The 23928-nt window shown below is 63.2% G+C and carries 18 protein-coding genes; 9 read left to right on the top strand and 9 right to left on the bottom strand.

From position 1 onward, the window contains the following. Positions 1–100 precede the first annotated feature (100 nt). The 3 genes from AC5E6W_RS08935 to AC5E6W_RS08925 all read right to left on the bottom strand — a co-directional run bounded on the left by AC5E6W_RS08935 (position 101) and on the right by AC5E6W_RS08925 (position 3484). The gene (locus tag AC5E6W_RS08935) at positions 101–1612 is read right to left on the bottom strand and encodes a sulfatase-like hydrolase/transferase (RefSeq protein WP_491751935.1); all 1512 of its coding nucleotides are present in this window, start codon (positions 1610–1612) and stop codon (positions 101–103) included. 196 nt (positions 1613–1808) lie between these two features. Continuing rightward, positions 1809–3140, bottom strand: a complete 1332-nt coding sequence (locus AC5E6W_RS08930) for a class I SAM-dependent methyltransferase (protein WP_491751934.1) — start codon at positions 3138–3140, stop codon at positions 1809–1811. A gap of 68 nt (positions 3141–3208) precedes the next feature. Then, positions 3209–3484, bottom strand: coding sequence for a hypothetical protein (locus tag AC5E6W_RS08925; RefSeq protein ID WP_491751933.1), 276 nt, complete (start codon positions 3482–3484; stop codon positions 3209–3211). 225 nt (positions 3485–3709) lie between these two features. Between AC5E6W_RS08925 and AC5E6W_RS08920 the strand changes: the two genes are divergently transcribed. Beyond that, positions 3710–4327: an FmdB family zinc ribbon protein gene (locus AC5E6W_RS08920; RefSeq protein WP_491751932.1), complete on the top strand. Its 618-nt coding sequence runs from the start codon at positions 3710–3712 to the stop codon at positions 4325–4327. A 351-nt stretch (positions 4328–4678) separates the two neighbouring features. Continuing rightward, positions 4679–4849 carry a hypothetical protein gene (locus AC5E6W_RS08915; RefSeq protein ID WP_491751931.1) on the top strand — a complete coding sequence of 57 codons (171 nt, stop codon included), beginning with the start codon at positions 4679–4681 and terminating at the stop codon, positions 4847–4849. A 146-nt stretch (positions 4850–4995) separates the two neighbouring features. On the opposite strand, the gene AC5E6W_RS08910 is transcribed toward AC5E6W_RS08915, so the two are convergent. Beyond that, entirely contained in the window at positions 4996–5457 is a 462-nt protein-coding gene (locus tag AC5E6W_RS08910) for a hypothetical protein (RefSeq protein WP_491751930.1), read from the bottom strand. A gap of 346 nt (positions 5458–5803) precedes the next feature. On the opposite strand from AC5E6W_RS08910, the gene moaA reads away from it, so the two are divergent. From moaA to AC5E6W_RS08895, 3 genes are all read left to right on the top strand, one after another. Continuing rightward, positions 5804–6895, top strand: coding sequence for a GTP 3',8-cyclase MoaA (gene moaA / locus AC5E6W_RS08905; protein ID WP_491751929.1), 1092 nt, complete (start codon positions 5804–5806; stop codon positions 6893–6895). Between the two features lie 204 nt (positions 6896–7099). Next, complete coding sequence (locus tag AC5E6W_RS08900) at positions 7100–8209, top strand: GGDEF domain-containing protein (RefSeq protein ID WP_491751928.1); 1110 nt, start codon at positions 7100–7102, stop codon at positions 8207–8209. A 362-nt stretch (positions 8210–8571) separates the two neighbouring features. Then, the gene (locus tag AC5E6W_RS08895; RefSeq protein WP_491751927.1) at positions 8572–9093 is read left to right on the top strand and encodes an energy transducer TonB; all 522 of its coding nucleotides are present in this window, start codon (positions 8572–8574) and stop codon (positions 9091–9093) included. A gap of 102 nt (positions 9094–9195) precedes the next feature. Here the strand turns inward: AC5E6W_RS08895 and AC5E6W_RS08890 are convergent, their stop codons facing one another. From AC5E6W_RS08890 to mfd, 5 genes are all read right to left on the bottom strand, one after another. Next, entirely contained in the window at positions 9196–10257 is a 1062-nt protein-coding gene (locus tag AC5E6W_RS08890) for a hypothetical protein (RefSeq protein WP_491751926.1), read from the bottom strand. 284 nt (positions 10258–10541) lie between these two features. Then, positions 10542–11417, bottom strand: coding sequence for a UTP--glucose-1-phosphate uridylyltransferase GalU (gene galU / locus AC5E6W_RS08885; protein ID WP_491751925.1), 876 nt, complete (start codon positions 11415–11417; stop codon positions 10542–10544). Positions 11418–11682: 265 nt separating this feature from the next. Continuing rightward, complete coding sequence (locus AC5E6W_RS08880) at positions 11683–13452, bottom strand: DUF885 domain-containing protein (RefSeq protein WP_491751924.1); 1770 nt, start codon at positions 13450–13452, stop codon at positions 11683–11685. Positions 13453–13586: 134 nt separating this feature from the next. Then, a complete protein-coding gene (locus tag AC5E6W_RS08875) occupies positions 13587–13988 on the bottom strand; it encodes a GIY-YIG nuclease family protein (RefSeq protein WP_491751923.1) in 402 nt (133 codons plus the stop codon). A gap of 157 nt (positions 13989–14145) precedes the next feature. After that, positions 14146–18147 (bottom strand): transcription-repair coupling factor, encoded by a 4002-nt coding sequence (gene mfd / locus AC5E6W_RS08870; RefSeq protein WP_491751922.1) that lies wholly within the window; start codon positions 18145–18147, stop codon positions 14146–14148. A gap of 218 nt (positions 18148–18365) precedes the next feature. Between mfd and AC5E6W_RS08865 the strand changes: the two genes are divergently transcribed. The 4 genes from AC5E6W_RS08865 (at position 18366) to AC5E6W_RS08850 (ending at position 23894) form a co-directional block, all read left to right on the top strand. After that, a complete protein-coding gene (locus AC5E6W_RS08865; protein ID WP_491751921.1) occupies positions 18366–19004 on the top strand; it encodes a DUF6338 family protein in 639 nt (212 codons plus the stop codon). 12 nt (positions 19005–19016) lie between these two features. Next, a complete protein-coding gene (gatB, locus tag AC5E6W_RS08860) occupies positions 19017–20525 on the top strand; it encodes an Asp-tRNA(Asn)/Glu-tRNA(Gln) amidotransferase subunit GatB (protein WP_491751920.1) in 1509 nt (502 codons plus the stop codon). Positions 20526–20781: 256 nt separating this feature from the next. Continuing rightward, positions 20782–22140, top strand: coding sequence for an MFS transporter (locus AC5E6W_RS08855; protein WP_491751919.1), 1359 nt, complete (start codon positions 20782–20784; stop codon positions 22138–22140). A 197-nt stretch (positions 22141–22337) separates the two neighbouring features. After that, on the top strand, positions 22338–23894 hold the full coding sequence (locus AC5E6W_RS08850) for a hypothetical protein (RefSeq protein ID WP_491751918.1): 1557 nt from the start codon (positions 22338–22340) through the stop codon (positions 23892–23894). Positions 23895–23928: the final 34 nt, after the last annotated feature.

Raw genomic sequence — 23928 nt, 5'->3', positions numbered from 1 at the left:
GCCGGCCCACATCTCTTCGAGATATGGGGCACCCGGTTCTTACGGGCCCCGAGTGTCGTGCTCCTGTTCGGCATCCTGGGGCACCCGTTCTTGCTTGCTTCTAGTAGGTGACCTTGTCGCCGTGGAGGACTTGTTCCACCACGTCGTGGATTTTGAGGAGGTCCCATTTTTCGGGGTGAAGCTGCGGTTTGGTTTGGCCGGCCTGGTGGATGATGACGGCGGGGCGGGGGTCGAAGGTGTCGCGGCTGGCGGCGTCGTCCTCTTCAGTCCAGGAGGGCTGCGAGCTCCAGATCATGGTGCGCCAGCTGTGGTCGCCTTCGACGATGACGGTGGTGTCTTTCCAGCGGGGCGAGCCTTCGACGACTTGCATCATCTCGCCGAGGGTGCGGTCGGCGAGGGCGAGGTTATCGAGATAGCTGGAGTCGCACCACTCGGTGTAATCGTCCTTGATGCGCGACCAGATGTTGGGGCTATGCGGGACAGGCAGGTGGATGAAGATGAAGTCGGATTGGTCATCCTGAAGCTTCTCCATCGTCTTCGCGCGGAGATCGAGATAGGTCTTGAGGCGGGTGCGGACGTCGAAGGTGCAGTGGTCGCGGTCGGCGCGATCGAGCGAGTCGATCTCGCGTACGACGGCGGCGATGGGCGTGAACATATTGCGGCCGAAGCTGGCGGTGGGAGACATGGGGCCATCGACCATGTCGAGATTGTTCCAGTAGCAGTCGTCGATCTGCGCGCCGTAGATGGTGCAGTAGGGGTTGTACCAACCGACGGCTCCTGTCCGCCAGCCGGCCTTTTGTGCGTCGTTGAAGACGGTCTTTTCGCCATCGAGGCGATGCCAGCCGTGGACGCCGGTGTAGTGGACGTGAAGGGTGTTGACGTAGCTGAAGCGGAAGTCGTCGATGCTGTGACCGCTGAGGAGTGACGGCACGATTTTGACGGTGCGGAGGCCGATGGGCTCGACGTTGGAGAAGACGGTGGACTGGGCGCGGAGGGCGTCGAAGTTGGGCAGCGCGAGGTTGTGGGCGCGATGCTCGAAGACCTGGTCGTAGCTGAGCTCATCGAAGATGATCCAGACGAGGCGCTTGTGCTGGCGGGGCGGCTGCGGTGTGGTGGCCCAGGCGACGGTGTGTTGATGCGGCGCGGGCTTCCAGACGATGACGAAGAGCAGCTGCACGATGGAGCCGACCGCGAAGATGGCGAGGACGATGCTGGCGAACTCGCCGAGCTGCATGATCTGGTGGTAGCGGCGGCGGAAACGCAGCAGCATGAGCAGGACGAAGGCTGCCCAGATGACGCCAAAGAGGGCGATCATGCTGCCGGTCATGTCCCAGGGATAGAGCTGGCGGGTGCGCTCGACCAGGTACGGGGGGATGACGATGGCGACGATGAGCTTGACCCAAGGCTCGAAGCGGGTGCGGGAGAGCGGGCCGATAACGGCGAAGAGGAAGAGCGCGACGAGCAGGATGTCGGCGATCTGGGCGAGGCAGATGGCGGTGAGGCGATAGGGGACGTGCATGCGAACGTCCGAGCCTCCGCCGAGGAGGTCGCCGTAGTTCATTACCAGGATGAGAGAGGCCAGGCCGAGGCACTGGGAGAACTTCTTGATCATGCGCGGGATCCCGTCACAAGAGGGATGCGCGGGACGAGTTGGGCGCTGCTCATGCCTTGATTGTCTCGCCGATTCGCTCGTCGATTCGTTGCATGGAACATTTGATCAGTCCGAGCATTCCCTCAGCGGCCGAAGCCGCGTCGTCGGCCCTACAGTTGTGGCGGGACTGAAGTCCCGCCCTGACAAGCGCGATCGTTCAGAGGCTCTCTAGAAGAAACAAGACGCGGCCGTTGGTGAGACGATGCTCGTCCCTGACGCGGAAGAGGCCTTCACAGGCGGCGAGGAGGTCGCGCTCATGGAGATGGGCGTAGAGGTCGGTGCGGCCGCGCATGAGGCTTTGGAACATGGGGTCTTCGACGGGGACCCATTCCACGATCAGATGGCGGCTCGTGAGGCGCGACGCGAGTTCCACGATGGCGCGGAGGGGGATCTGCTCCATGAGGATGAGGTGATGGATGACCGCGAGCATCATCACGAGGTCGAACTGGCCGGCGAGGCGGGGGAGCAGCGCGAGCGATTCCTGATTCTCCCAGCCGAGCGCCGGTGTGGGACGGGAGAGGTCGGCGTGGATGGTCTGGATGTCGAGCTTCTGCGCGAGGCTGCGCTGGTAGATGCGGTCGGCGGCGGTGGCATCGCGCTCGAGCGAGATGACCTGCGCGCCGTGCGAGGCGGCGAGCGCGGAGAAGTCTCCGGTGTTGGCGCCGATATCGAGAGCGCGGCGGGGCTTGAGTGCCGCAAGCTGCTGTTCGACCCACGCGCGCTTGGCTTCGGCCTGCTCGGCGGTGTAGTGGGTAAGGGTTCCGGTGTACTCGCTCCACTCGGAGACGCCGTGGCTGCCGGCCGCGGCGCGGGTGCGTTTGCCGAGCGACTGCATGAGGCGGGTGAGGACGTGGGTAGCGGCCTCGGGGTCGAGCGTCTTCCTAGCAGCCTTGCCCTGTGCGGCGTCTTCGTTGCCTTTGCGCTCCAGCCAGAAGGGCATGGAGATGGGCCAAAGTGCGGAGGGCGAGAGGCGCTGGGGCCAGCTGAGGGCGGCGTAGATCTCGCTGGCTTCGTAGCCGTCGCGGCGGAGCTGCGAAAGCTCGAGCGGCCAGCCGAGGAGGCGCTGGGCGAGGAGCGGCAAGAGGAACGTTCGCATGTACTGGCCGTACGCCAGCCAGGTGGCGTTGCCGGGCGCAAGAGGGTCGAAGGGATCGAAGCTGAGGACATCGACGAGGACGGGGTTGGGGCCGTCGAAGAGGATGTTGAGCGGAGTGGCATCCTTGAGGATCAAACCGGCGGCGAGGGCGCGCTGGCCGAGCGCGAGCGTGAGCTCAGCGGCGGCGAGCCACTGCGAGGGCGTCCACTCCCAGGGGTAGGTGGGGATGGCGATGCGGGGATGCTTGAGGATCAGCGGGGCGTCGGGGCCGGCGGCGTCAGGATTTTCGATCGTGGTCGCGGAGATCTCGCCACGGGCTACGGCTTCCTGGTAGAAGGGCGAGGAAAGGAACGACAGCACGGCGTCGCGCGATCCTGGATGGATCGTGCGCATTGCGAAGTCTTCTGTCAGAGAGAGCGATCCGGCGGGATCGCGAAAGGTAGGCCGAAGCCCGCTGAGGCTCATGCGGCGTTGGCGGAGTCGTCGCGGGTTGCGCGAACGGGAAGGACCACGCGTTCGGGCGCCTTGGGGGCGGTCTCCGTCGTGTCCTTACGGGTGAAGAGGGACTTGATGCGGCGACGCATGAAGTAGCCGGCGGCGGCAGCCATGGAGGCTACACTCTGGAGCGCGAGCATGCCTGTTCCGGGGTCAACATAGCCGTAGGCCTTGTGGTCCGTCGCGACCAGCAGGCAGAACCCGATAAACAGCGCCAAAACGATCGAGGAAAACTTCTTCATGGAATCTGCTCCGTCATGGACCCATGGACTAAGGTCTTAAAATCCCGAGGCACAATTCGATGTCTCTGCGCCCGAAACCTGTTTGATGCAAAACCGCAGAGGGCGGAGAAGTTGCAAGGAATCTTCGCCGTGCGCCGTGACGAATGTCTCGTGCCACGTAGAGGTAGTGACGGGCGGCAGATGACGGAAGATTCACGGGGGCACAAAACTTTTTGATAGCTCTGCATGCGACATCCTGGAAGGAAGGCTGAAGTTTACGGCTATTTTGGGCCGTTTGGCGTGAACGTAGCGCGGGCGATCGGGCGTTGCGAAACGAGGTACAGGGTTGCGCATCGTATCCTTGACGAAGGCGCCGACGCGCAACGCGTGCGCCCAACGATTGCGCCTGCGGCTTTCCGGATCTTCCGGAAGCCTGCGCGGGCAAAGGAACAGCGAGACCCCATGCCTCTGTATGAGTACGAGTGCCGGCAGTGTTCCCGGCGAATTGAAAAGATCCAGAAGTTCTCCGATCCGGAGCTGACCGTTTGCCCTCACTGCGGCGGCGCGCTGGAACGAACGGTGACGGCGGCGGCCGTGTCGTTCAAGGGAGGCGGATGGTACAAGGATGGGTACGCTTCGGCGAAGCCTGCCTCGAGCGGCAACAGCGAGGGAGCTTCGGGGACGTCAGGATCGGGCGACTCGGGGGGCGGTTCGGGGGCGAGCTCGGACTCCTCGTCGAGCGCTCCGGCGTCTTCGGGCTCGAGTGCGGCTTCGAATTCGTCGGGCTCAGGATCGACGGCGAGCTCTGCTGCCAGTTCTTCGTCTTCCTCAAGTCCCTCAACGGGAACCAAGGCTGGATCGTAAGGCAGGGGGCGGGCTGCACGGGTTGAACGGATGAGGATGCGAGGCCGTTGTGGAGCGCATCGAATCCGGGATCCTGCAGATCACGTATACACTTCGCCGCCAGTCCAAGATGCATCCAACCGGCAGTCCCGTCTTGTGGTCGAAGGCGACCGGGTTGAATTTTTGAAAGGGAGAGCGCACGTTTCGGGACGGAGAATGACTGGCTGTTAACCCTCGCGCAACTCCCGCCTGGGGTTGTAGACGGGCACACGCCAACCGACATCTGCCTGCGCTATCATGCAAGCCATGAGGTACGGTCGTTCGCTGAACATGAAGGCTGTCACGGGACGTCGCTCGAGGAAGAGGCGCACCATGTTGCGGAGTATTGGCTGGGTATCGGCTGGCGTGACGGCGCTGGCCCTGGGAGTCGTCGTAGGACGAGAGCTGCGGGAGCGCTACAAGTTCAACCGGCGCACGCCGTATGACGCGTATGCGCATGCGGGCGATCCGATGACCGACGTGGAATGCGGAGTCGGGATTTAGGGCGCCAGGCAGCTAGAGATTAGACAGTAGACAGTTGGCAGGCCTGAGAGGCAGCCGGCTGTCGAGAGCAGACACGAAACCCTCCCGCTGCTATGGCTGGGAGGGTTTTTCGTTTTGAGACGTGCGGTACCCAGCGGTCGCTTTTGTTATGCTACGGCTTCGTTTCCAGCTTCCATATCGGCGCGGGGTGAGGCCTGCAGGACGCGGACGAGATCTTCGACGGTGATGAGGGGCTTGTGCAGAAGGATCGCGTTGAGGCGGCGGCCGAGGGCTGACGTGAGATCCCGCAAGGTTTGCTGAATGTCCTCGGAATCGAGCCCAAGATCGGTGTCGAGGTCGTCGGCGGGCAGGATCGGGAAGGGCACCTTCTGCACCTCCTGGAGATAGCGGAAGGTGGAGCGTGCGATAACGGGATCGAAGCCCTGCATCTGCATCTGGTGGGAGAAGCTGGCCTCATCCACACCTTCGCGCTCACGCTGAAGGGCGCGGTGACGGCGGCTGGCGACCCACTTGAGGAGAAGAAACGCCACACCGAGACAAAGGACGATCGCCAGGATCGGGATCGCCTGTTCCTGCAGGCTGAGCGAGAACGGGTTGTGAGTTGCCATCAGTATGGAAGCTCCAGCGACTCGAATTGGTGGCGGATAGACCAAGGTACCGCCCGCGTTCTACTGCCTTAGAGGCAGTAGACATAGACGCCAATCTGGCGTGCACGTTTGTCCTGTCAGCGAATACGATCAAATTATGCCACAGGGAGTTTTTGCGGGGTCAAAAGTCAGGCGGGCTGAAGAAATATTTGTCTTACCGTGTCCGATATGGGCAGGAACTAACTGCGGTCTGTCCGTCTTTCCGGTTGGTTGTGACGGCGCAATCCGGGAGCTACGATAAGTCTGCTTCCGCGGCGTCGTTTCGGCGTCCTATCTATGAGCTAGCCAGTTCGCGGACCTTTTCCTTATGTCTTCTTCCCTGCTTCCGATCGTCGCTCCATCGCTGCCTGCCGCCTTTGCGCCCGGGGGTGAGCCTATGCTGATTGACGGGCATGGCCGCCGGCTGACGGATTTGCGGGTTTCGGTGACGGGACGGTGTAACTTCCGGTGTCTTTACTGCCGGACCGGGCAGGGCGAACCGGCCGGGATGGAACTGCCGTTGGCCGACTACGAGCGGCTGACGCGGATCTTCGTCTCCCTTGGAATTGAGAAGGTACGGCTTACCGGCGGCGAACCTCTGCTGCGCGAGGGACTGGTCGACCTGGTGGCCGCGATTGGCCGGCTGCGCACGATCTCCGGAGACAGGCTGGACTTGGCGCTGACGACCAATGGCTTTGGGCTGGCGAAGCTGGCCAAGCCGTTGGCCGAAGCGGGCCTGACGCGAGTCACGGTGAGCCTCGATGCGGTCGATCCGGAGACCTTTACACGCGTCACGCGGGTTCCGGGGGCGTTTGAGAAGGTGATCGCGGGCATTCGCGCGGCGCAGGATGCGGGGCTGGGTCCGGTGAAGGTGAACTGTGTTCTGCTGCGCGGCTATAACGACAGCCAGATCGAGGGCTTCGTGGAGTTTGCGCGGCGGGAGCAGGTGATCCTCCGCTTTATCGAGTTCATGCCGCTGGAAGAAGCTCCTTCCCCGGGGATCGCAGACTCCAAGGCGTGGTCGCCGGAGACGGTGGTACCGATGGACGAGATCGTGGCGCGGCTGGGCGCGATGGGCAAACTGACACCGCTGACGCCGACGCATGCGTCAGAGACGGCGCGGCGGTTTGGCTTTGCGGACGGGGCTTTTGCGGGCGTTGAGATCGGGATCATTGCTCCGGTGTCGCATCCGTTCTGCAACCACTGCAGCCGGCTGCGGCTGACGGCCGATGGCAAGTTGCGGACGTGCCTGTTTTCGACCTTCGACCATGACCTGCTGGCCCAGATGCGGGCAGGAATGAGCGACGAGGAGTTGCGCCTGTGGGTGCGCTCGGTGGTGCGGGGCAAGGAAGAACGGCATCACATCGGCGAGCCTGGATTTCTGAAACCAGTGCGCAGCATGGTTCAGATTGGCGGCTAGTTGTTGTTTCGCAACGGGTCTCCGCTATCCTGTTTCGGGAATCACTCTCTTCCTCGCCACCCGCAGAGCTGTTGCCGATAGAGCGAACAAAGACGCAATCCTTTGGCTATGCTCCAAAAACTTCGACCGTTTTTCCCATCTCGGGCTTCGGGTCCGGTGCAGTCTGTCGCATCGCCAGGCCCCTTGACGGGGCAGGGGATGGGCTTGCGCGATAAGCGGAAGGTCGAGGCGGTCGATCAACATCGCCAGCTGGATCACCTGAAGGTGTTCCATGACGTGGCGCGGGCGCTGACCTCGAACCTGGAGCTGGAGCCTCTTCTGCGCGCGATCATGAGCCAGATGGAGGATTTCTTCGGCCCGGAGCAGTGGTCGCTCATGATGGTGGACGAGGAGACCGAGGAGCTTTACTACGCTCTCAGCGTGGGCGTGGATGACTCGCAGTTCCGCGGGGTGCGCATCGCGAAGGGCCAGGGGATCGCGGGCTGGGTGGCCGCCAGCGGCAATGCGCTGGTGGTTCCGGATATCTCCAAAGATGCGAACTGGGCGCGGTTTGCGGCGGCGCATCCTGAGCTGAACCTGCACTCGATTGCGTGTCTTCCGATCCGGCACGGCGCTCGCACGCTGGGCGTGTTGCAGCTGAACAACAGCCACCTGGACCGCCTGCCGGACAACGCCATCAGCTTCCTGCGGGTGCTGTGCGACTATGCGGCGATTGGGCTGGAGAACGCGCGGCAGGTGAAGTTGATCCATCACCTTTCGATCACGGACGACTGCACGGGGCTGTTCAACGCGCGCTATCTGTACACGCTGCTGGAGCAGGAGATTGCGGCGGCGACGGACCCCAATATCATCCCCATCAACCCGCACTTCAGCCTGGTGTTCTTCGATCTCGACCGCTTCAAGAGCGTGAACGATACGCATGGCCACCTGGTGGGCTCACGCCTGCTAGCAGAGGTGGGCAGCGTGATCAAGCGCTGCCTGGGGCCGGACCATGCAGGCTTCCGCTACGGCGGCGATGAGTTTGTGCTGCTGCTGCGAGGGCTCGACAAGCCGGAGGCCACGGAGCTGGCCCACAAACTGCGCGAAACGCTGAATGCGACCAACTTCCTTACCGGGGCGGCGATGACGCTGAAGCTGACCGCAAGCTTTGGACTCGCGACCTTCCCACAGGACGGCGGGGATCTGCATGGCATCATCCGCGCGGCGGACACGATGATGTACGTGGCGAAGGCCCAGGGCCGCGACTGCGTGGCCGTGGCGGACACCACCAAGCCGATGCCGATGCCTCCGCCGAAGACCTCGCGGCACAGTTAAGGCTGCCGCAAACGCCCCACGAAATCCAGAAGCTGCAGAGAACACGCCCTGAGGGGCGTGTTGTTGTTTGGGGCAATGGTTTGCCTCAGCACGATGCCCTGCTGCACTCCGAAGGGCGCAAACGGAGGCGGGCTGCGCTTGCACCATTTTTGGGCAGATTTTCGGGGCGCTTCGAAAATAGCCGATTACCGATCACCCCGGCGAACAGCGCTCATTTTCAAGGGCGAGACAAGCCGCTTTCGGCGCGGGGTACCGGGTGGACTGGAAAAATTATGATCTTCGTCGCACATTTTTATTGACAATCGTTTTGCTGGCGGGATATGTTGATGACGGACACAGTTCAACATTTAGGAGACAACACGATGCGTCGAATCCTTGCTTCCGCTCTTGCCCTGATCCCAGCCCTGGCCTCCGCTCAGGCCCCGACCGCGGCGAACCCGATGGTTGCGATGCTTCACCTGCCGCACGTGATGCTCGCTGCGCCGACTGGCGCGATGGGTGCACCTGCCCCGGCGAAGGCGACCCTGGATGCGAGCAGCCTGATGGTTCCCGTCGTCCAGACTGTAGTAAAGCAGAACGGCGATCAGTCCGCGTTTAGCGCGACCGGCTCGCTGAGCACGTCCCCCAAGCTGATCCGCTCGGTGCCGATCACGCTCTCGCTGGCCGACATGCGCGCTGAAGCGACGCACGCTGTGGTTGTGGTTCGTGTGACCGTCGACGCGAGCGGCAAGCCCACCAATCTGGCGATCGTCCGCTCGGCCGGCAACGCCGTGGACCGCCGCGCGATCGAGGCTGTGCAGCAGTACACGTTCGAGCCTGCGAAGCAGGGCGGCATGGCTGTCGCGTCGAACGTCACCGTATCGATTGACCTGAAGAAGTCGTAAGCTTTACCTCCTCCAGAGAACGGCCTCGCCTTAGCCCGCAGTTGCGGAGCTTGTGGCGGGGCCGATTTGTTTTTGGGGGCCGATGTTGGAGTGCCCGGCCGGTTAGTGGCGGCCGAGGATCGAGGTGTGGGGGGCTTCGGGGCGAATCGCTTCGAGGTTTTCTTTCGCGTCGGAGTGGACACCAAAGTCCCAGACGTTCAGGTTCAGGTTGCGGTCGTCGAGGACCTCGATCAGCACATACTCGCCGAATTCCAGGCGCTGCCTGGGCGTGAGCTTGAGCCACTTCCCTCCTGGCATGGGCTGAGCGTCGAGCTCGATGATGTCGGGTTGACGGCGGCCGGTTTCAAGCAGCGCGATGCGGAAGCTGTCGACGATACGCTCGTCCTGGCGCGGCTCCACGCGTTCGAGCACATAGCCACTGGTGAGGGCGCTACCGGAAGGCACTGGGCGGTCGCCGGCGCCGTAGGTATCGACGATGAAGGCGCCACCGGTGTCGGCGGGCTCGTCGTCCTGGCCGAGGCGGACGAAGAAGGCGGGATCGTCGACGTGGAGCTGGACGTCCGAAGACTGGCCTTTGAGATCAAGGATGCGGTGCGCGCCGGACGAAGGATTGATGGGGCCTTTGAGGACGGCGTGGGCGGTTTCCTTGTTGAGGTCGCTGCCCTGCTGGGCCAGCGGGATCAGCTCGGGCGTGCCTTCGAAGGTATCCAGTACGAGGACGCTGACTTCGGCGGGGAGCTTGAGATTGGGCGCGACGAGCGGGGTGCGCGCAGCGCGGGCGGCTTCCTCGCGCGCGAGCTGCGGAGAGAGCACGGGGCCATGCTGGTCCTCGTCAGAGCCTGCGACCTGCGGCTGAGATGGATCGTGGTCGCGTTGCCATTGCCGGGTGCGGACGAGGTCGACGAGTTCGAGGGGGATCTCCTCCGTCTCGCCGTTGCGCTCGGCGCTTTGGTAGAGGACGAGTTTGCCGCTGACCTTATAGCTGAGGACGAGCTGGTAGCTGCCGTTCTTGAGATAGAGCCGCGAGCGGACGGGCTGCGGCTGGGCCTGGGTCTGGCGGTCGGCCGGCAGCATGGGCTGATGCTGCGCCACGGCCGGCGCGGCAGAGGCCGCGAGTGCGGACGCCAACGCAACGAGAGTGAAGCGAACGTGCAACCGACGCATGGGGAATAGGGTAACGTAGCGGCTTCGCCGTTAGCCCGCTGCGCGGGGTTAGCGCTTCGCGTTGGCGCCTGCGGCGGTAGCTTGTCCGGTGGTACGGGAGTCAAATGGCGGGGCTGAAGCCCCGCCCTGACAAAGCGTCGACGCGGTGGCGTTCTGACGCCAAAGTGCTGGCTGCGCAACGTCACGCCAGGAGCTGACAGGTGACGAGCTCACCAGAAGAGCTAACGCCGAAGGCGCTGACGCGGAGCACTCACCGCGCAGCGGCTAACGGCGAAGCCGCCGCCCTAGAACTTCTGTTCGTGGAGCCACTCGCGGAAGCTGTCACCGAAGTCGGCGTGCTTGATGGCGAACTCGACGTTGGCTTTGAGCCAACCGAGCTTGTCGCCTGCGTCGTGGCGCTTGCCTTCGTAATGGAAGCCGTAGACCTTTTCATACTGGAGCAGCGCCTTGATGGCGTCGGTGAGCTGGAGCTCGCCGCCGGCGCCGGGAGTGATGGTCTCGAGCATCTCGAAGATGCGGGGTGTAAGGATGTAGCGGCCGATGATGGCGTTCTGGCTAGGTGCGAGCTCGGGCTTCGGCTTCTCCACCATGTCCTTGATCAACAGGAGGCGTGGGTCGTTGGTGTCGGGGGTGCAGTCGAGGCAGCCGTAGTTCTGGATGGCCGCGCCGGGGACGACCTCGGAGCCGATGATGGAGCACTGGGTCTTGTTGAAGGCTTCGACCATCTGCTTGAGACAGCCCTGCTGGGAGTCGACCACGTCATCGGCGAGGATGACGGCGAAGGGTTCGTCGCCGACGAGTTCCTTGGCCATGAGCACGGCGTGTCCGAGGCCGAGTGCCTCCGGCTGGCGCGTGTAGACGATCTTCGCGAGCCTGGACATCGAACGTGCCACCTCGAGGAGGTGTTTCTTGCCACGCGCGGCGAGGGTCGCTTCCAGCTCGAAGCTCTTGTCGAAGTGGTCCTCCATCGCGTTCTTGCCGCGGCCGGTGATGATGATGATCTCTTCGCAGCCAGCGGCGACAGCCTCTTCGACGCCGTACTGGATCAGCGGCTTGTCGACGAGGGGCAGCATCTCCTTCGGCATGGCCTTCGTTGCAGGAAGGAACCGGGTGCCAAGGCCGGCTGCCGGGAAGACCGCTTTTCGAACTTTCAGGGACAAATTCACCTCCAAGAGAAATGGAAACGGAACAGAGCAAGGAAATCGTACAGGAGCTGGTCTCCATCCAAGGTGACGGGATGTACCTCACTCCGAGACGAGTGCGCGACTACTGCGAGAACATGTCGTCATGGCAGTCGACCTGGGCGCGAAATGGGACGAACCGCGCCAATGTACACCAGTCTAGAGCCGAATGATCCCAGGACCCGTATCAACTCTGAATGCTGTAGGACCCCTGGATGTAGAAACGGCGGGGTGTTAGACCGTGTTATAGCACCGGCGAGCTGTCATGCAGCATTGTTTTGCGGATGATGCTGACGGGGACGGTGCCCTCGCGCATGAAGTCGTCGTGGAACTGCTGCAGCGAGAACGCTGCGCCCTGTTTTTTCTTCAGGTCTTCGCGGAGCTTCAGGATCTCGAGCTTGCCGAGAGTGTAGTAGAGGTAGAGCGCGTCGGAGGTGCCGCGTTTGGTTTCGACCTCGGCGATAGGGGGCGCCTGATATCCCTCTTTGACGAAAAATGCGATGGCTTCGTCGGTGGACATGGGGCCGCCGATGCCCGTGTGCATGCGGATGGCGACGACGAAGCGAGCGTCGCGGAGAAGGGCGTCCTGCAGCTGGCCGAGCTTGATGAGCTTGGCTTCGCGATCATCCTTTGCAACGGTCTGCGCGAAGCCTTCGTCGAGCATCATCTGTTCGCAGTAGTGAGCCCAGCCTTCGACGTTGGTGGCGGCTCCAATGAGTAGACGGACCTTGGATTGATCGGACACGTCATGCGTCCAGGCGAACTGGACGTAGTGGCCGGGGTAGGCCTCATGCACGCTGGTGGAGACGAGCGTGCCGACGTTGAAGGCTGCCATGTACTCCTCGGTCTTCGCCGCGTTCCACTTGGGGTCTGGGAGCGTGACGTTGAAGTAAGCCTTGGTGGAGTGCGTCTCGAAAGGACCTGGTGGGTCCATGGAGGCCTGCGTGGTGGCGCGCATGAAGGGCGGTGTTTCTTCGAGCGTGGGCTGGACCTCGGTGGGGATGGTGATGATGTGGTGCGAGTGGATGAAGGCGATCTCGCTGGCGAATTCAGCGTGGAAGGCGTCGATCAGCTTCGCGGGCGCGGGATGCACGGATGCCAGCTCGGCGAGCTCCTGCTGCGGGGTCTTGTTGGGATCGATCTCCTTCGCGACGCGGGCGAACTCGGCCTGATTCTCGTGCAGGTCGTCGAGACCGATCTGGAGGAGGTGATCGAGGGGAATGTCGACCATCTCCTGATAAGCGAGGGCCTTGCGATAGGTGTCGACGCCGTAGCGGAAGTCTCCGGTGGAGCGCGGGAGAAGATCGGACTTGAGCCAGGCGCCGTAGTCCTTGAGCGCGGCGATGACGGCAGCGTTGGTCGTCTGGAATTCGGCGAAGTCGGCCTTGTCGGTGGCGTCCTTGAAGGCTTCGGGGACGTCGTGCTCGAAGAAGCTGACGTCGCCATCGATCTGCTGGATGGCAATTTCGGTGTAGATGTGGGGCGGGTTCTTGAGGTTCTTGCGAGCCTCGGCGAAGACCTGCGGAATAAGCTTTTCACGCTCGACGGCAGCGCGCAGGCGGATGTTCACGGGCGCGTACGGGCGCTCCATGATGACGAAGATGGAGTTGGTGACGCCGGAGGAGTAGTTGTCGGGATTCTTCTCCCAGTCGCGGATGACTTCGAGGTGCAGCAGCTGGAGGCGCACGCTGTTGAGCAGCAGAGCGTAGTCGGCGGCAGGCTCGGCATCGAGCGCTGAGGGATCGATCTCGGTGAGCTTCTTCTCGAAGGCGTGCAGAGCGGCGGCTTCGCTCTTCGCGGCAGCAGCGGAGTAGTCCTCGAGCTGGGTGTCGTAGTCGTGGAAGCCGGCGGAGGTCCCGGCGGTGGGCGAGTACTTGAAGTAGATGTCGTGGAAGTACTGCTCGGAGAGGAAGTGGAAGGTCTGCGGGGCGCCGTCGGCGGAGACGCGTTGGGCGGGAAGCGGAGTGGCAGCGAGGGCGACGGCGGCGAGGGACGCGAGGAACAGCTGGCGCATAGGGGGAGTTTATCGCTGCTGCGGGGGTTACGGGGAGGCTAACTGGGAAGCAGATCCTCTCCGAGGATGACAGAAAGAAGAGCAACGACAAGAAACGGCAAGAGCAACGGCACCGCAACGGAAGGAGCCCAGACTCAGGGCTCTTGCTTTTCTGGTTTGTCATCCTCGGAGAGGATCTGCTTCTCGCTTGGCTCGATGGCACCAGCCTGCTGGAGTTTCGCGAGCTTGCCATCCCATTCCGTCGTCATGCGGACATACAGGTCGTCCCAGGTTGGATTGACTCTCTCGATCAGCGCGATCTTTTCCTCTCGCGTGAAATGCTTCAGTTCCTTTTCGCGAGCGATCGCGCTGCGGACGTACTGGAAGTATTCGAAGTAGACCAGGCGATCGATATTGTAGCGTGCGGTGAAGGCGCCAATCCGATGTTCCCGGTGTTGCTCCGTGCGACGGAGGAGGCGATTGGTCATGCCGACGTAGAGGTTCCGGGAACGGCTCGACAGGATATAAACCCAGAAGTGGTACTCGCGCAGGCGCATGGCGGGTATCGTAGCACCCGGCTAGAAGCAGATCCTCTCCGAGGATGACAAGCCAGAAAAGCAAGGGCAACTGCAGCAGCAGAAGCCGATCCTCTCCGAGGATGACAACCAAGAAAGGCAACGACAAGGGCAACGTGCGAGAGAGTTCAGGTGCGAACTATGCCTGCGTACCGAGCTGGGCGAGGAGTTCGCGGGTTTCCTTCAGGACTATGTCGGCCTGGGGGCCGGTGAGGGGCCAGCGGAGGACTCCTTGCGGTGTGAGCTGGGCGCCTTGCTTGGAGCTGCGGGAGACTAGCTTCATCAGTGCGCCGACGTTGACTCCTTTGTCGCCACCTTGGGGGGCGTTGTGGAGCTTATCGGAGAAGGTGATGTAGAGCATGTCGCGCATAGCCTGCATCTTGCCGGCTTGTGCGAGGGGAGCGTTGGCGGGGCGGGCTGCCGCAGTCTCGCGGAGGGCTCGGGTGGCGTTGGAGTCGGGTACGGTGGTGGCGCGATTCAACGCGGCGCGCGGAGAGAAGTTGAGCGAAGCGGACTGTGGAGCCTGGCCGTGGCGTCCGGCGAGGGGGTATTGCGGGCGGGGAGCGGTGCCGGCGGTCCACTGGCGTTCGTAGGGACGTGAGGTGCTGGGATGCGGTGGCAGTCCTGCCCCCACCCTTTGCGATGAGGCCGCAAAGGATGGGCCACCCGGACGTGATGGTGAGCCACCCGGCTTCGTTGCCGGCTTCGCGGACTTGTCTTCGATGGCTACACGTTTGCGTTCGATCTGGGCGATGCCCAGGCGTTCGCAGGTGAGGCGGATCTCGGAGGCTACGAGGAGGTTGAGGACGGTTTCGGGGGGCTTGCCGTAGCGGTCTTCCAGCTCGTCGCGAATCTCGGTAAGGTTCTGCTCGGTGGTTGCGCCGGCGATGAGCTTGTAGATGCGGAGGCGCTGGTTTTCTTCCTCGATGTAGGTGTCCTCGATGCGAACGCTGATGCCGAGGTTGATGGTGACCTGGGGGCGCTCTTCGTGGCCTTCGCCCTTGAGCTTCGAGACGGCTTCCTCAAGCATGGTGGTGTACATCTCGAAGCCGATGGCTTCGATGTGGCCGGACTGCTCGCCTCCGAGCATGTTGCCGGCGCCGCGGAGTTCGAGATCGAGGGCGGCGATCTTGAAGCCGGCGCCGAGGTCGGAAAACTCTTTGAGCGCTGCGAGACGGCGACGTGCTATCTCGGTCAGTTGCTGCTCGGCGGGGATGAGGAGATAGGCGTAGGCGCGGCGATTGCTGCGGCCGACGCGGCCTCGGAGTTGATAGAGCTCCGAGAGGCCGTGGCGATCCGCACGGTTGATGATGATGGTGTTGGCGCGGCCGATGTCGAGGCCGTTTTCGATGATGCTGGTCGCGCAGAGCACGTCGTACTCGCCGTTCATGAAGGCGAGCATGACGCGCTCAAGCTCGGCTTCGGGCATCTGGCCGTGGCCCACGATGACGCGGGCGTGCGGGACGAGCTCGCGGATCTTGGAGGCGAGTTCGTAGATGGTCTCGACGCGGTTGTGCACGAAGTAGACCTGGCCCTGGCGCTCGAGCTCGACTTCGACGGCGGTGCGGATGAGCTTCTCGTCGAACTTGGCCACGATGGTCTGGATGGCCATGCGGTCCTTGGGCGGAGTCTCGATGACGGACATATCGCGCAGGCCGAGCAGCGACATGTGCAGCGTGCGCGGGATGGGCGTCGCGGACATGGCGAGCACGTCGATGCTCGCGCGCATCTGCTTGAGGCGTTCTTTATGCTTGACGCCGAAGCGCTGCTCTTCATCGACGACGAGCAGGCCGAGATCCTGGAACTTGAGGCCCTGGCCAAGCAGCGCGTGCGTGCCGATGAGGATGTCGACCTTGCCCTCAGCGGCGCGCTCCATCACTTCCTTCTTTTCCTTGGCGGTGCGGAAGCGCGAGAGCATCTCGATGATGACGGGGAATTTGGAGAAGCGGCGCTTGAAGCTTTCGAAGTGCTGGAAGCAGAGCACGGTGGTGGGCGTGAGCACGGCGACCTGCTTGCCATCCTGCACGGCCTTGAAGGCCGCGCGCATGGCGACCTCGGTCTTGCCGTAGCCGACGTCGCCACAGAGGAGGCGGTCCATGGGCTGGGTGGATTCCATGTCGGCCTTGATGTCGGCGACGGCGCGGAGCTGGTCTTCGGTCTCGTTGTAGTCGAAGGCGTCTTCAAACTCGCGCTGCAGGTTGTTGTCGGGCGCGAAGGCGTAGCCGACGGCGGCGTGACGTTGCGCGTAGAGCTTGAGCAGCTCTTCGGCCATGTCCTCCATGGCCTTCTTCACGCGGGCCTTGGTCTTGGTCCAGGACTGGCTGCCGAGGCGATTGAGCTGCGGGGCCGGGCCAGTGTCGGTCGAGCGGTACTTCTGGATGAGGTCCAGGCGTGTGAGAGGGACGTAGAGCTTCGCGTCTTCGGCGAAGGTGAGGATCATCAGCTCGAGCTGAGAGCCATCAGGGTTATCGAGGACGCGAAGGCCGTCGTAGCGGGAGATGCCGTGCTCGACATGGACGACGTAGTCGCCGACGGCGAGGTCGCGGAAGTCGGAGACGAAGGCCGAGGTCTTGGACTTGCGGACGGGGCGCGCGTGGACGTCGGCATCGTCCGAGATGTCGTTGGCGCCGATGACGATGAACTGTCTTGCGGTGCGCTGGTCGAGGTCGAGGACCTGCACGCCGTTGGCTACGGCGGCTCGGACGATGACGGGCGTGCGCAGGTCTCCGGCGAGGTAGCTGGACTCCGAGACCATGGTGGTGGACTGGCCCTGCTGCGGCCTCCAGCCGATGCGGTAGGCGACGCCGTACTCCTGCAGGAGCGTGGCGAGGCGCTCGACTTCGCCCTGGTTGGGCGCGGCGACGAGGATTCTTGCTTCGGACTCCATGAGCGCGCGGAGTTGATCGACGAACGCAGGGATGGAGCCGTGGAAGCGCATCGTGGGGCGCGTGGCGAACTCGATCTCGGAGGCGTTGGAGGAGTCGCCTTCGAGGATGTCGACCGCGCCGAGTTGGTCGAGGTCGCAACCAGCGTAGAAGCGGAGCTGGTCTTCAAGCTCCCAGGGCGAGATGTAGAGATCGCCAGGTCCGACGAGCGAGCCGATGCCGGAGCGGTCGTGGCGCTGCTCGACCTTGTTCCACCAGCGCTCGCCCTGGTTGGTGACCATGGCGGGCTCTTCGACGAAGACGCGGGTGGTCTTGCCCATGAGCTCGAGGAGCGAGGACTTGGCGCCGGCGACGGGGGCGTAGAACTCCCAGCCGGGGAAGATGGTGGCTTCGCGCCAGTCGTTGCCGACGGTGGTTTCGAGTTCGCGTGGCGTCTCGCCGCCTTCGAGGTCGGCGCCGGCTTTGCCTCCGCGGACGAGGCGGGCGTTGATGGCGCGGAGGAGCTTCTCGGTTGCGGGTGTCTCGGTGAGCGGGAGCAGCAGGACTTCTTCGATGTGCGAGCTGGAGCGCTGGGACTCGGGATCGAAGCGGCGGATGGACTCGATCTCATCGCCGAAGAACGTCACGCGCACGGGGCGGGCGAAATCCAAACCGCTGGGCTCCGGGCCGTAGACGTCGACGATGCCGCCGCGGATGGTGACCTGGCCGGGCATCTCGACGACGTCGACTCGCGTATACCCCACCGACAGGAGGTGCTCGACCAGCATCTCGGGCAGGTGCTCTTCGCCTTTGGCCAGGCGCAGCGCGAGGGCGGCGTAGTAGTCGCGCTGGAAGAGCCGCATGCAGGCGGCTTCCATGGGCGCGATGACGAGACGGGCGGTGCCGGTGGCGATCTTCCAGAGCGTGGCGGCGCGCTGCTCCTGGATCTCGCCGTGGGGCGAGAGATTTTCGAAGGGCAGGACGTCGTGCGCGGGGAGGCGCAGGACTTCGTCGGACTTGAGGGCTCCGGTGAGCTCGCAGGCAGCAAGGACGTTGGCATGCAGGGCCTCAGCCGCCTTGTTGTCGGCGACGAGGACGAGCGCGGGTGCGTCATTGGCTGCGCGAACGAAGTAGGGGAGATAGAGAGAGCGAGCCGTGGCGGTGAGTCCGGACACACGTCGCCGCCCCGTGCCGCCCGCGAGATGGCGGCGCACACGCTCGAAGGCGGCGGAGCTCTCCAGGTCCGCCATGAGTTCGCGGACGAAGGGAAGAATCATGCAGATATCAGGATAGCAACTGGCGCGCGATTGGCCGTTACAGCGGAGCGTATAGTCGAACCAGGAGGGCGAGACGATGCCATACGCCAAGGTAACGCGCGGACCCGATGGACGCCCGATTCGCAAAACACTCCCTGAGCCCGTCCGCATTCCTCCGAGCAGGCCGATGGCCCCTGAGCCGCCTCAGCAGGCTGTGCCGCGAGTGACCGAGCGGTAGGATGCCGACCTCGCTGCTTGCCCTGCAGGTGCTGTTGATCCTGCTGCCGGGCTTTGCCGCGGCTTATGTCGTGCAGATGCTGGCCGTACGCGGCGCGCAGACTGACTTCGACAAGGTGATTGAAGCGGCGCTGTACAGCGTGCTGATCTACGGTGGTTACTCGGCCATCAGCCGGGGAAAGCTGCCCTTTGTCCTGATCGGCGCGAACACAGCGAACCCCACCATCAACTGGTACCCGAAGAGCCTGGTCATCCTGCTGGGCGTAACGCTGCTGGTGGCAGTGGCTGCGGTGGTGTACATCAATAAAGATGGGAACCAGCTGCTGCGGAGGGTTGGACTTACAACTCGAACGACGCGCCGCTCCGTCTGGAATGACATCTTCGAGGGAGAGGCAGCGACCGACCAGGCCGTCCAGGTGGAACTGGAGGACGACCGCAGCGTGATCGGAGTGCTGGCCTACTGGTCGGACTCCGCGGATGATGGCTCCCTCTATATCCAGCAGGCGCAGTGGGTCACCCAGGACGGAACCAAGACGCCGGTCATTGGCCCCGGTGTGCTGCTGACGAAAGAAGCGAAGATCAAAAGCATCTCGCTGCTGGATTCGCCTTCGGCCAACAAGGAGGAAGCTGGCGAAGGTTGATAAACTTGCACCATGCCTGCTGCTGCTGGTCTTTCGCCTGAAGTTCGCGCCAAGTACATGCCCGTCATCGGGCTTGAGGTTCATGTTCAGCTGCTGACGAAGACGAAGGCCTTCTGTGGCTGCAAGAACGAGTACGGCGGCGAGCCGAATACGCATGTTTGCCCGACCTGCCTGGGGCTGCCTGGCGCGCTGCCGGTGTTGAACCGGCAGGCGGTGGAGTTCGCGGTGCTCGCGTCGAAGGCGATCGGTTGCACGATCCGCGAGACGAGCGTGTTTTCGCGCAAGAACTACTTCTATCCGGACTCGCCGAAGGGCTACCAGATCTCGCAGTTCGACAAGCCGATTGCGGAGAACGGTGTACTGCATGTGCCCGCGTTCGATGAGGCGGGCAATGCGATCACCAAGGCTATTGGCATCACGCGGCTGCACATGGAAGAGGATGCGGGCAAGAGCCTGCATGATGGCTTTCCGGACTCTGGCACGCGGACGTACATCGATTTGAATCGCTGCGGGACGCCGCTGTGCGAGATCGTGAGCGAGCCCGACCTGCGCACGGCGGATGAGGTCTTCGAGTACCTGACGAAGCTCAAGGAGATCCTGCTGTACACGGGCGTGAGCGACTGCAACATGGAAGAGGGTTCGCTGCGCTGCGATGCCAATGTGTCGGTGATGCTGAAGTCCGACTGGGAGCAGCATGGCGCGAAGGCATTCGGCACCAAAGCCGAGGTGAAGAACGTCAATTCGTTCCGGTACATTCGGTCGGCGGTGGAGTACGAGATTGAGCGTCAGATCAATGTGATTGAGGACGGCGGGCGGGTGGTGCAGGAGTCGCGGCTGTGGAACAACGCCGAGGGCCGCACGTACTCGATGCGCAGCAAGGAACAGGCGCATGACTATCGGTACTTCCCGGAGCCGGACCTGCCGGCGCTGGTGGTGGGAACGGAGTGGCAGAAGCAGATTTTGAGCGCGATGCCGGAGCTTCCGGAGGCGCGTCGAGCGCGGCTTGCGAACGAGTATGGCCTGAGCGCGCAGGATGCAGCCACGCTGACGACGGATCGCGAGCTGGGAGACTTCTTCCAGGAGGCTGCGGCCAAGGCGAAGAGCCCGAAGCGCGTGGCGTCGATCCTGCTGAGCGAGATCACGATGCGGCTGCGTGCGGGGGAGATCGAGCTGGCGAAGTCGCCGGTATCGCTGGATGGGCTGGTGCTGGCGGCGGATCTCACCGAAGGTGGGGCGATCAGCTCCAAGCAGCTGAAGCAACTGCTGGACAGCTGCTTTGAAGAGGGTCGCGACTTTGCGTACATCTACGACCGCGACAAGCCGCAGCAGATCACGGACACCTCGGCGCTGGAAGCGATGATCGATGAGGTGATCGCGGCGAACCCGAACCAGGTGGCGCAGTTCAAGGGCGGCAAGCGGACGGTGAGCGCGTTCTTTGTGGGCCAGGTGATGAAGGCCAGCAAGGGACAGGCGAACCCAGCGCTGCTGAATGAGCTGGTGGTGAAGAAGCTGGACGCGTAGGGCGCCCGGTTGTCGTAAGCCTTGAGTTCCATAGTGCTTATTGGCGAAGGGCTTTTCTGTAGAGCTATGAGGTTTGAGGGAGGCAGGTATGAGGTTTATTGCCTCGCGAAGCTGTTCTTGTCCGGTTGAGATTGCTTCTGCGTGATGGTGCGGTGGGTTGCTGCATCCTCGTGGCGTGCATCGAATCCAACTTGTGGTGACTACGACCCAAACGAAAAAAGCTACCCATCCAAACGCGGTCCTTGCGATCTGCTGCATGAGCGTGCTGCTGCTCAGCATGGATGTGACGATCGTGAACGTGGCGCTGCCGGCGATTCAGCGTGACCTGCATGCGAGCGTGGCGCAGCTGCAGTGGGTGATCGATGCGTACACGCTGGTGCTGGCGAGCCTGCTGATGTTTTCGGGCGCGATGAGCGACCGGTTCGGGCGGCGGCGGATCTTCCTGATCGGCATGGTGGGGTTCATTGCGGGGTCGCTGCTATGCGGCACGGCTCCTACGATTGAGTGGCTGATCATCTTCCGCGCGATCCAGGGGTTGGGTGCGTCGATGATGAACCCGGTCGCGCTGTCGATCATTGCGAATGTGTTTCCGGAGCCGGGGGATCGGGCGCGGGCCGTGGGGATCTGGGGCGCGGTGGCGGGAGCGTCGCTGGCGATTGGCCCGATGCTGGGTGGGTTTCTGACGCAGACGGTGGGCTGGCGGACGATCTTCCACATCAACGTCCCATTGGGCGCGATCGCCGTGGTGCTGACGGCGATCTACGTGCCGGAGAGCAAGGCGGCGAAGGCGCGGCGGCCGGACCCTCCGGGGCAGGTGCTGATCTTCCTGACGCTGGGCATGGTGATGTACGCGATCATCGATGGACCGCAGCGAGGGTGGGGATCGCCGGTGATCCTGGGGCTGTTTGGGGCTTCGGCGGTGCTGTTTGTGTTGTTCCTCCTCGTTGAGTCGCGACGCAGCGAGCCGCTGCTGAACCTGCAGTTCTTCCGCAGTGTTCCCTTCTCTATCGCGACGGTGCTGGCGCTGACTTCGTTTGGCTGCTTCTCGGGATTTCTGTTTCTGAACGCGCTGTATCTCGAGCAGATGCGGGGGCTGTCACCGCTGCGGACGGGCTTCTCTACACTGCCCCTGGCGCTGGCGATGATGATCTCCGCACCGTTGTCGGGGCGGCTGGTGGCGAAGCGCGGGCCGGTGCCTTCGCTGGTGATTGCGGGCGTGGGTTTCGTTACCGCGACGCTGCTGCTGGGTGAGCTTTCAGCGACGACACCGATGGCACTGCTGATGGTGGCGTACACGTTGTTTGGCGTGGGGCTGGGGATGTCGAACCCGGCGATCTCGAACTCAGCGGTGGCGGGGATGCCGTTGTCGCAGGCGGGTGTGGCGGCGGCGATTGCGTCGACGGGAAGACAAGTGGGCGCGGCGCTGGGCGTGGCGGTTGCAGGCACGGTGGTGAGTGTGAGCCGGGCGCAGCATACGGATCTGGCGCAGGCGACGCATCCGATTTTTGCGCTGATGACTGCGGGTGGAGCGCTGGTGCTGGCGGCGGCTTGGATCTCGACTACCCAGTGGGCGAAGGAGAGCCCGAAGCGGGTGGCGTTTTTGTTTCAGAGCTAAAGGATGAACTGGAACATATACATCCTGCGAACCCACATCTCTTCGAGATATGGGGCACCGGTTCGTGGTTGATTGAAGGCGGCCGTGGAGCCCCAGAAGCAGGCGACGCTGTACAGGTGTGAGGTTGCGAGGGGAACAGGGGCGAGGTCCTGTTCTCTGATGTGGGAGGTAACGTGAACGGTGCCGGATAGGTTCTAATGGCGTTCATGCAGTGGAGGAAGACGATGTCCATCCTGGGCGTGGGGCTGGGTGCTGTGGCGAGCCTGCTGGGCTGCCGCACGCGCTCGTACACGCCGCCTGAAGAGCCGATGCCGGCGAACGCCATCCTGCTTTCGCAGATGATGCGTGCGGAGCCGACATTCAACGAGCAGCTGATCGCTTCGCTAGCTCCGGAGAAGAATGCGGAGGGCAAGCATGGGCCGGTGCTGATGACGCCGGAGCTGATCGACGAGCTGCGCAAGCGGCTGCTGGGGCAGGACTGGAGCGGGCTTGATCGCTTCCCGGGATGGACGATGCACCGCATCACGCCGACGGTGCGCGTGGTGGGGCATGTGGCGGGCAAGGACGCCATGCTGGAGAAGGATAGCTCGGTGAAGCCAGGTGCTTCGCCCGAGGCGGCGGCGAACCGGTCGTGGCTGGATGTGGGCGAGTATGCGCTCGATAAAGAACAGACGATTTCGCTGGATGAGCCTTCGACGCTGAAGGGGTTCACGCTTGAGGGTCAGATCACGGACCTGGGGCATGGCGTGACGCGCGGCGATGGGCCGAATGAGTTCGCACCGGAGCACGCGGAGAGCGAGCGGCTGGCGTATGTGCTGAATCGGCTGGCGGCGAATGGGATCGAGGGCGCGTCAGTTGCGACGGTGAGCGTCTTCGGCAAGCACGCGACCACACCGCAGGAGCTGTTGAAGGCGCTGCAGGATGCGGGGCTCGAGGTCAGCGTCATCGATGCCCGGTACTTCGCGAACTTTGCGCACATGCACTACAAGAGTCAGGACGTGATGGCTCCGTTCTGGATCGATAGCGGCATTGAGGTGCCGAACGCGCAGGGACGGCACCTGCTGGTGCCGGTGAGTCATGCGGAGCTGGAGTGGAAGATTCGCGGACCGAAAATCAATGCGGATGTGAGCTGGTACTTCGGCGTGGATGGCAAGGCGGAGTGGCGGGTGATGGATACGCTGGACCAGGCGTGGGTATTGAAGCGTGCAGCGCATACGTATACGGGCGCACAGGCTATCGAGGTGACACGGCTGGCGAGTGTGGCGACGGTGGCGTACACGCACCTGCATGAGGTGCATGGGAAGATTCCGTTCGGTGGCTACTTCGCGTTTGGCGTGTGCCAGGACGTGGTGTCGGCCGTTGAGAAGAAGCTGACGGGCAAGGTGACGCTGTTCCCCAACACGGCGGACGATACGTTCTTCACCGACAAGCGCGATGCGGAGTTCAACGCGACGATGCGTGAGGTACCGAAGGACCGCGAAGCGAAGTATTCAGAGCCGGAGCGGATCTTCGGGTCATTGCCTGCTGCTCCGGATGCTGCTGGACACTTCAGCGCAATCACGATTCCCGGACTGGCGGATGATTTGAACGCTACGTATGCGGCGTGGAAGAGTGGAGCGCTGGATCGGCAGCGCGATCGGTCGGCGCTGATCAAGACGTGGCTCTTCTTCGGTGCGGCGATTGGTGCGGGTGTGTACCTGGCAGTGAAGTCGCGACGGTTCTTGGATCGGCACCCGGTACAACGCGGGCGATAGCGATGCGCTCCTACTGTGGTGGGAGGTAACACCC

This window comes from Bryocella sp., assembly GCF_058498515.1.
Note: the sequence above shows the minus strand (reverse complement) of the source record. Positions and strands in the feature narration are given on the sequence as shown.

Bases quoted from the DNA above. Each gene is read 5' to 3' on its own strand.
- AC5E6W_RS08935 (WP_491751935.1), bottom strand. From the start codon at position 1,612: ATGATCAAGAAGTTCTCCCAGTGCCTCGGCCTGGCCTCTCTCATCCTG.
- AC5E6W_RS08930 (WP_491751934.1), bottom strand. From the start codon at position 3,140: ATGCGCACGATCCATCCAGGATCGCGCGACGCCGTGCTGTCGTTCCTT.
- AC5E6W_RS08925 (WP_491751933.1), bottom strand. From the start codon at position 3,484: ATGAAGAAGTTTTCCTCGATCGTTTTGGCGCTGTTTATCGGGTTCTGC.
- AC5E6W_RS08920 (WP_491751932.1), top strand. From the start codon at position 3,710: ATGCGACATCCTGGAAGGAAGGCTGAAGTTTACGGCTATTTTGGGCCG.
- AC5E6W_RS08915 (WP_491751931.1), top strand. From the start codon at position 4,679: ATGTTGCGGAGTATTGGCTGGGTATCGGCTGGCGTGACGGCGCTGGCC.
- AC5E6W_RS08910 (WP_491751930.1), bottom strand. From the start codon at position 5,457: ATGGCAACTCACAACCCGTTCTCGCTCAGCCTGCAGGAACAGGCGATC.
- moaA (WP_491751929.1), top strand. From the start codon at position 5,804: ATGTCTTCTTCCCTGCTTCCGATCGTCGCTCCATCGCTGCCTGCCGCC.
- AC5E6W_RS08895 (WP_491751927.1), top strand. From the start codon at position 8,572: ATGCGTCGAATCCTTGCTTCCGCTCTTGCCCTGATCCCAGCCCTGGCC.
- AC5E6W_RS08890 (WP_491751926.1), bottom strand. From the start codon at position 10,257: ATGCGTCGGTTGCACGTTCGCTTCACTCTCGTTGCGTTGGCGTCCGCA.
- AC5E6W_RS08880 (WP_491751924.1), bottom strand. From the start codon at position 13,452: ATGCGCCAGCTGTTCCTCGCGTCCCTCGCCGCCGTCGCCCTCGCTGCC.
- AC5E6W_RS08875 (WP_491751923.1), bottom strand. From the start codon at position 13,988: ATGCGCCTGCGCGAGTACCACTTCTGGGTTTATATCCTGTCGAGCCGT.
- mfd (WP_491751922.1), bottom strand. From the start codon at position 18,147: ATGATTCTTCCCTTCGTCCGCGAACTCATGGCGGACCTGGAGAGCTCC.
- AC5E6W_RS08865 (WP_491751921.1), top strand. From the start codon at position 18,366: ATGCCGACCTCGCTGCTTGCCCTGCAGGTGCTGTTGATCCTGCTGCCG.
- gatB (WP_491751920.1), top strand. From the start codon at position 19,017: ATGCCTGCTGCTGCTGGTCTTTCGCCTGAAGTTCGCGCCAAGTACATG.
- AC5E6W_RS08855 (WP_491751919.1), top strand. From the start codon at position 20,782: ATGAGCGTGCTGCTGCTCAGCATGGATGTGACGATCGTGAACGTGGCG.
- AC5E6W_RS08850 (WP_491751918.1), top strand. From the start codon at position 22,338: ATGGCGTTCATGCAGTGGAGGAAGACGATGTCCATCCTGGGCGTGGGG.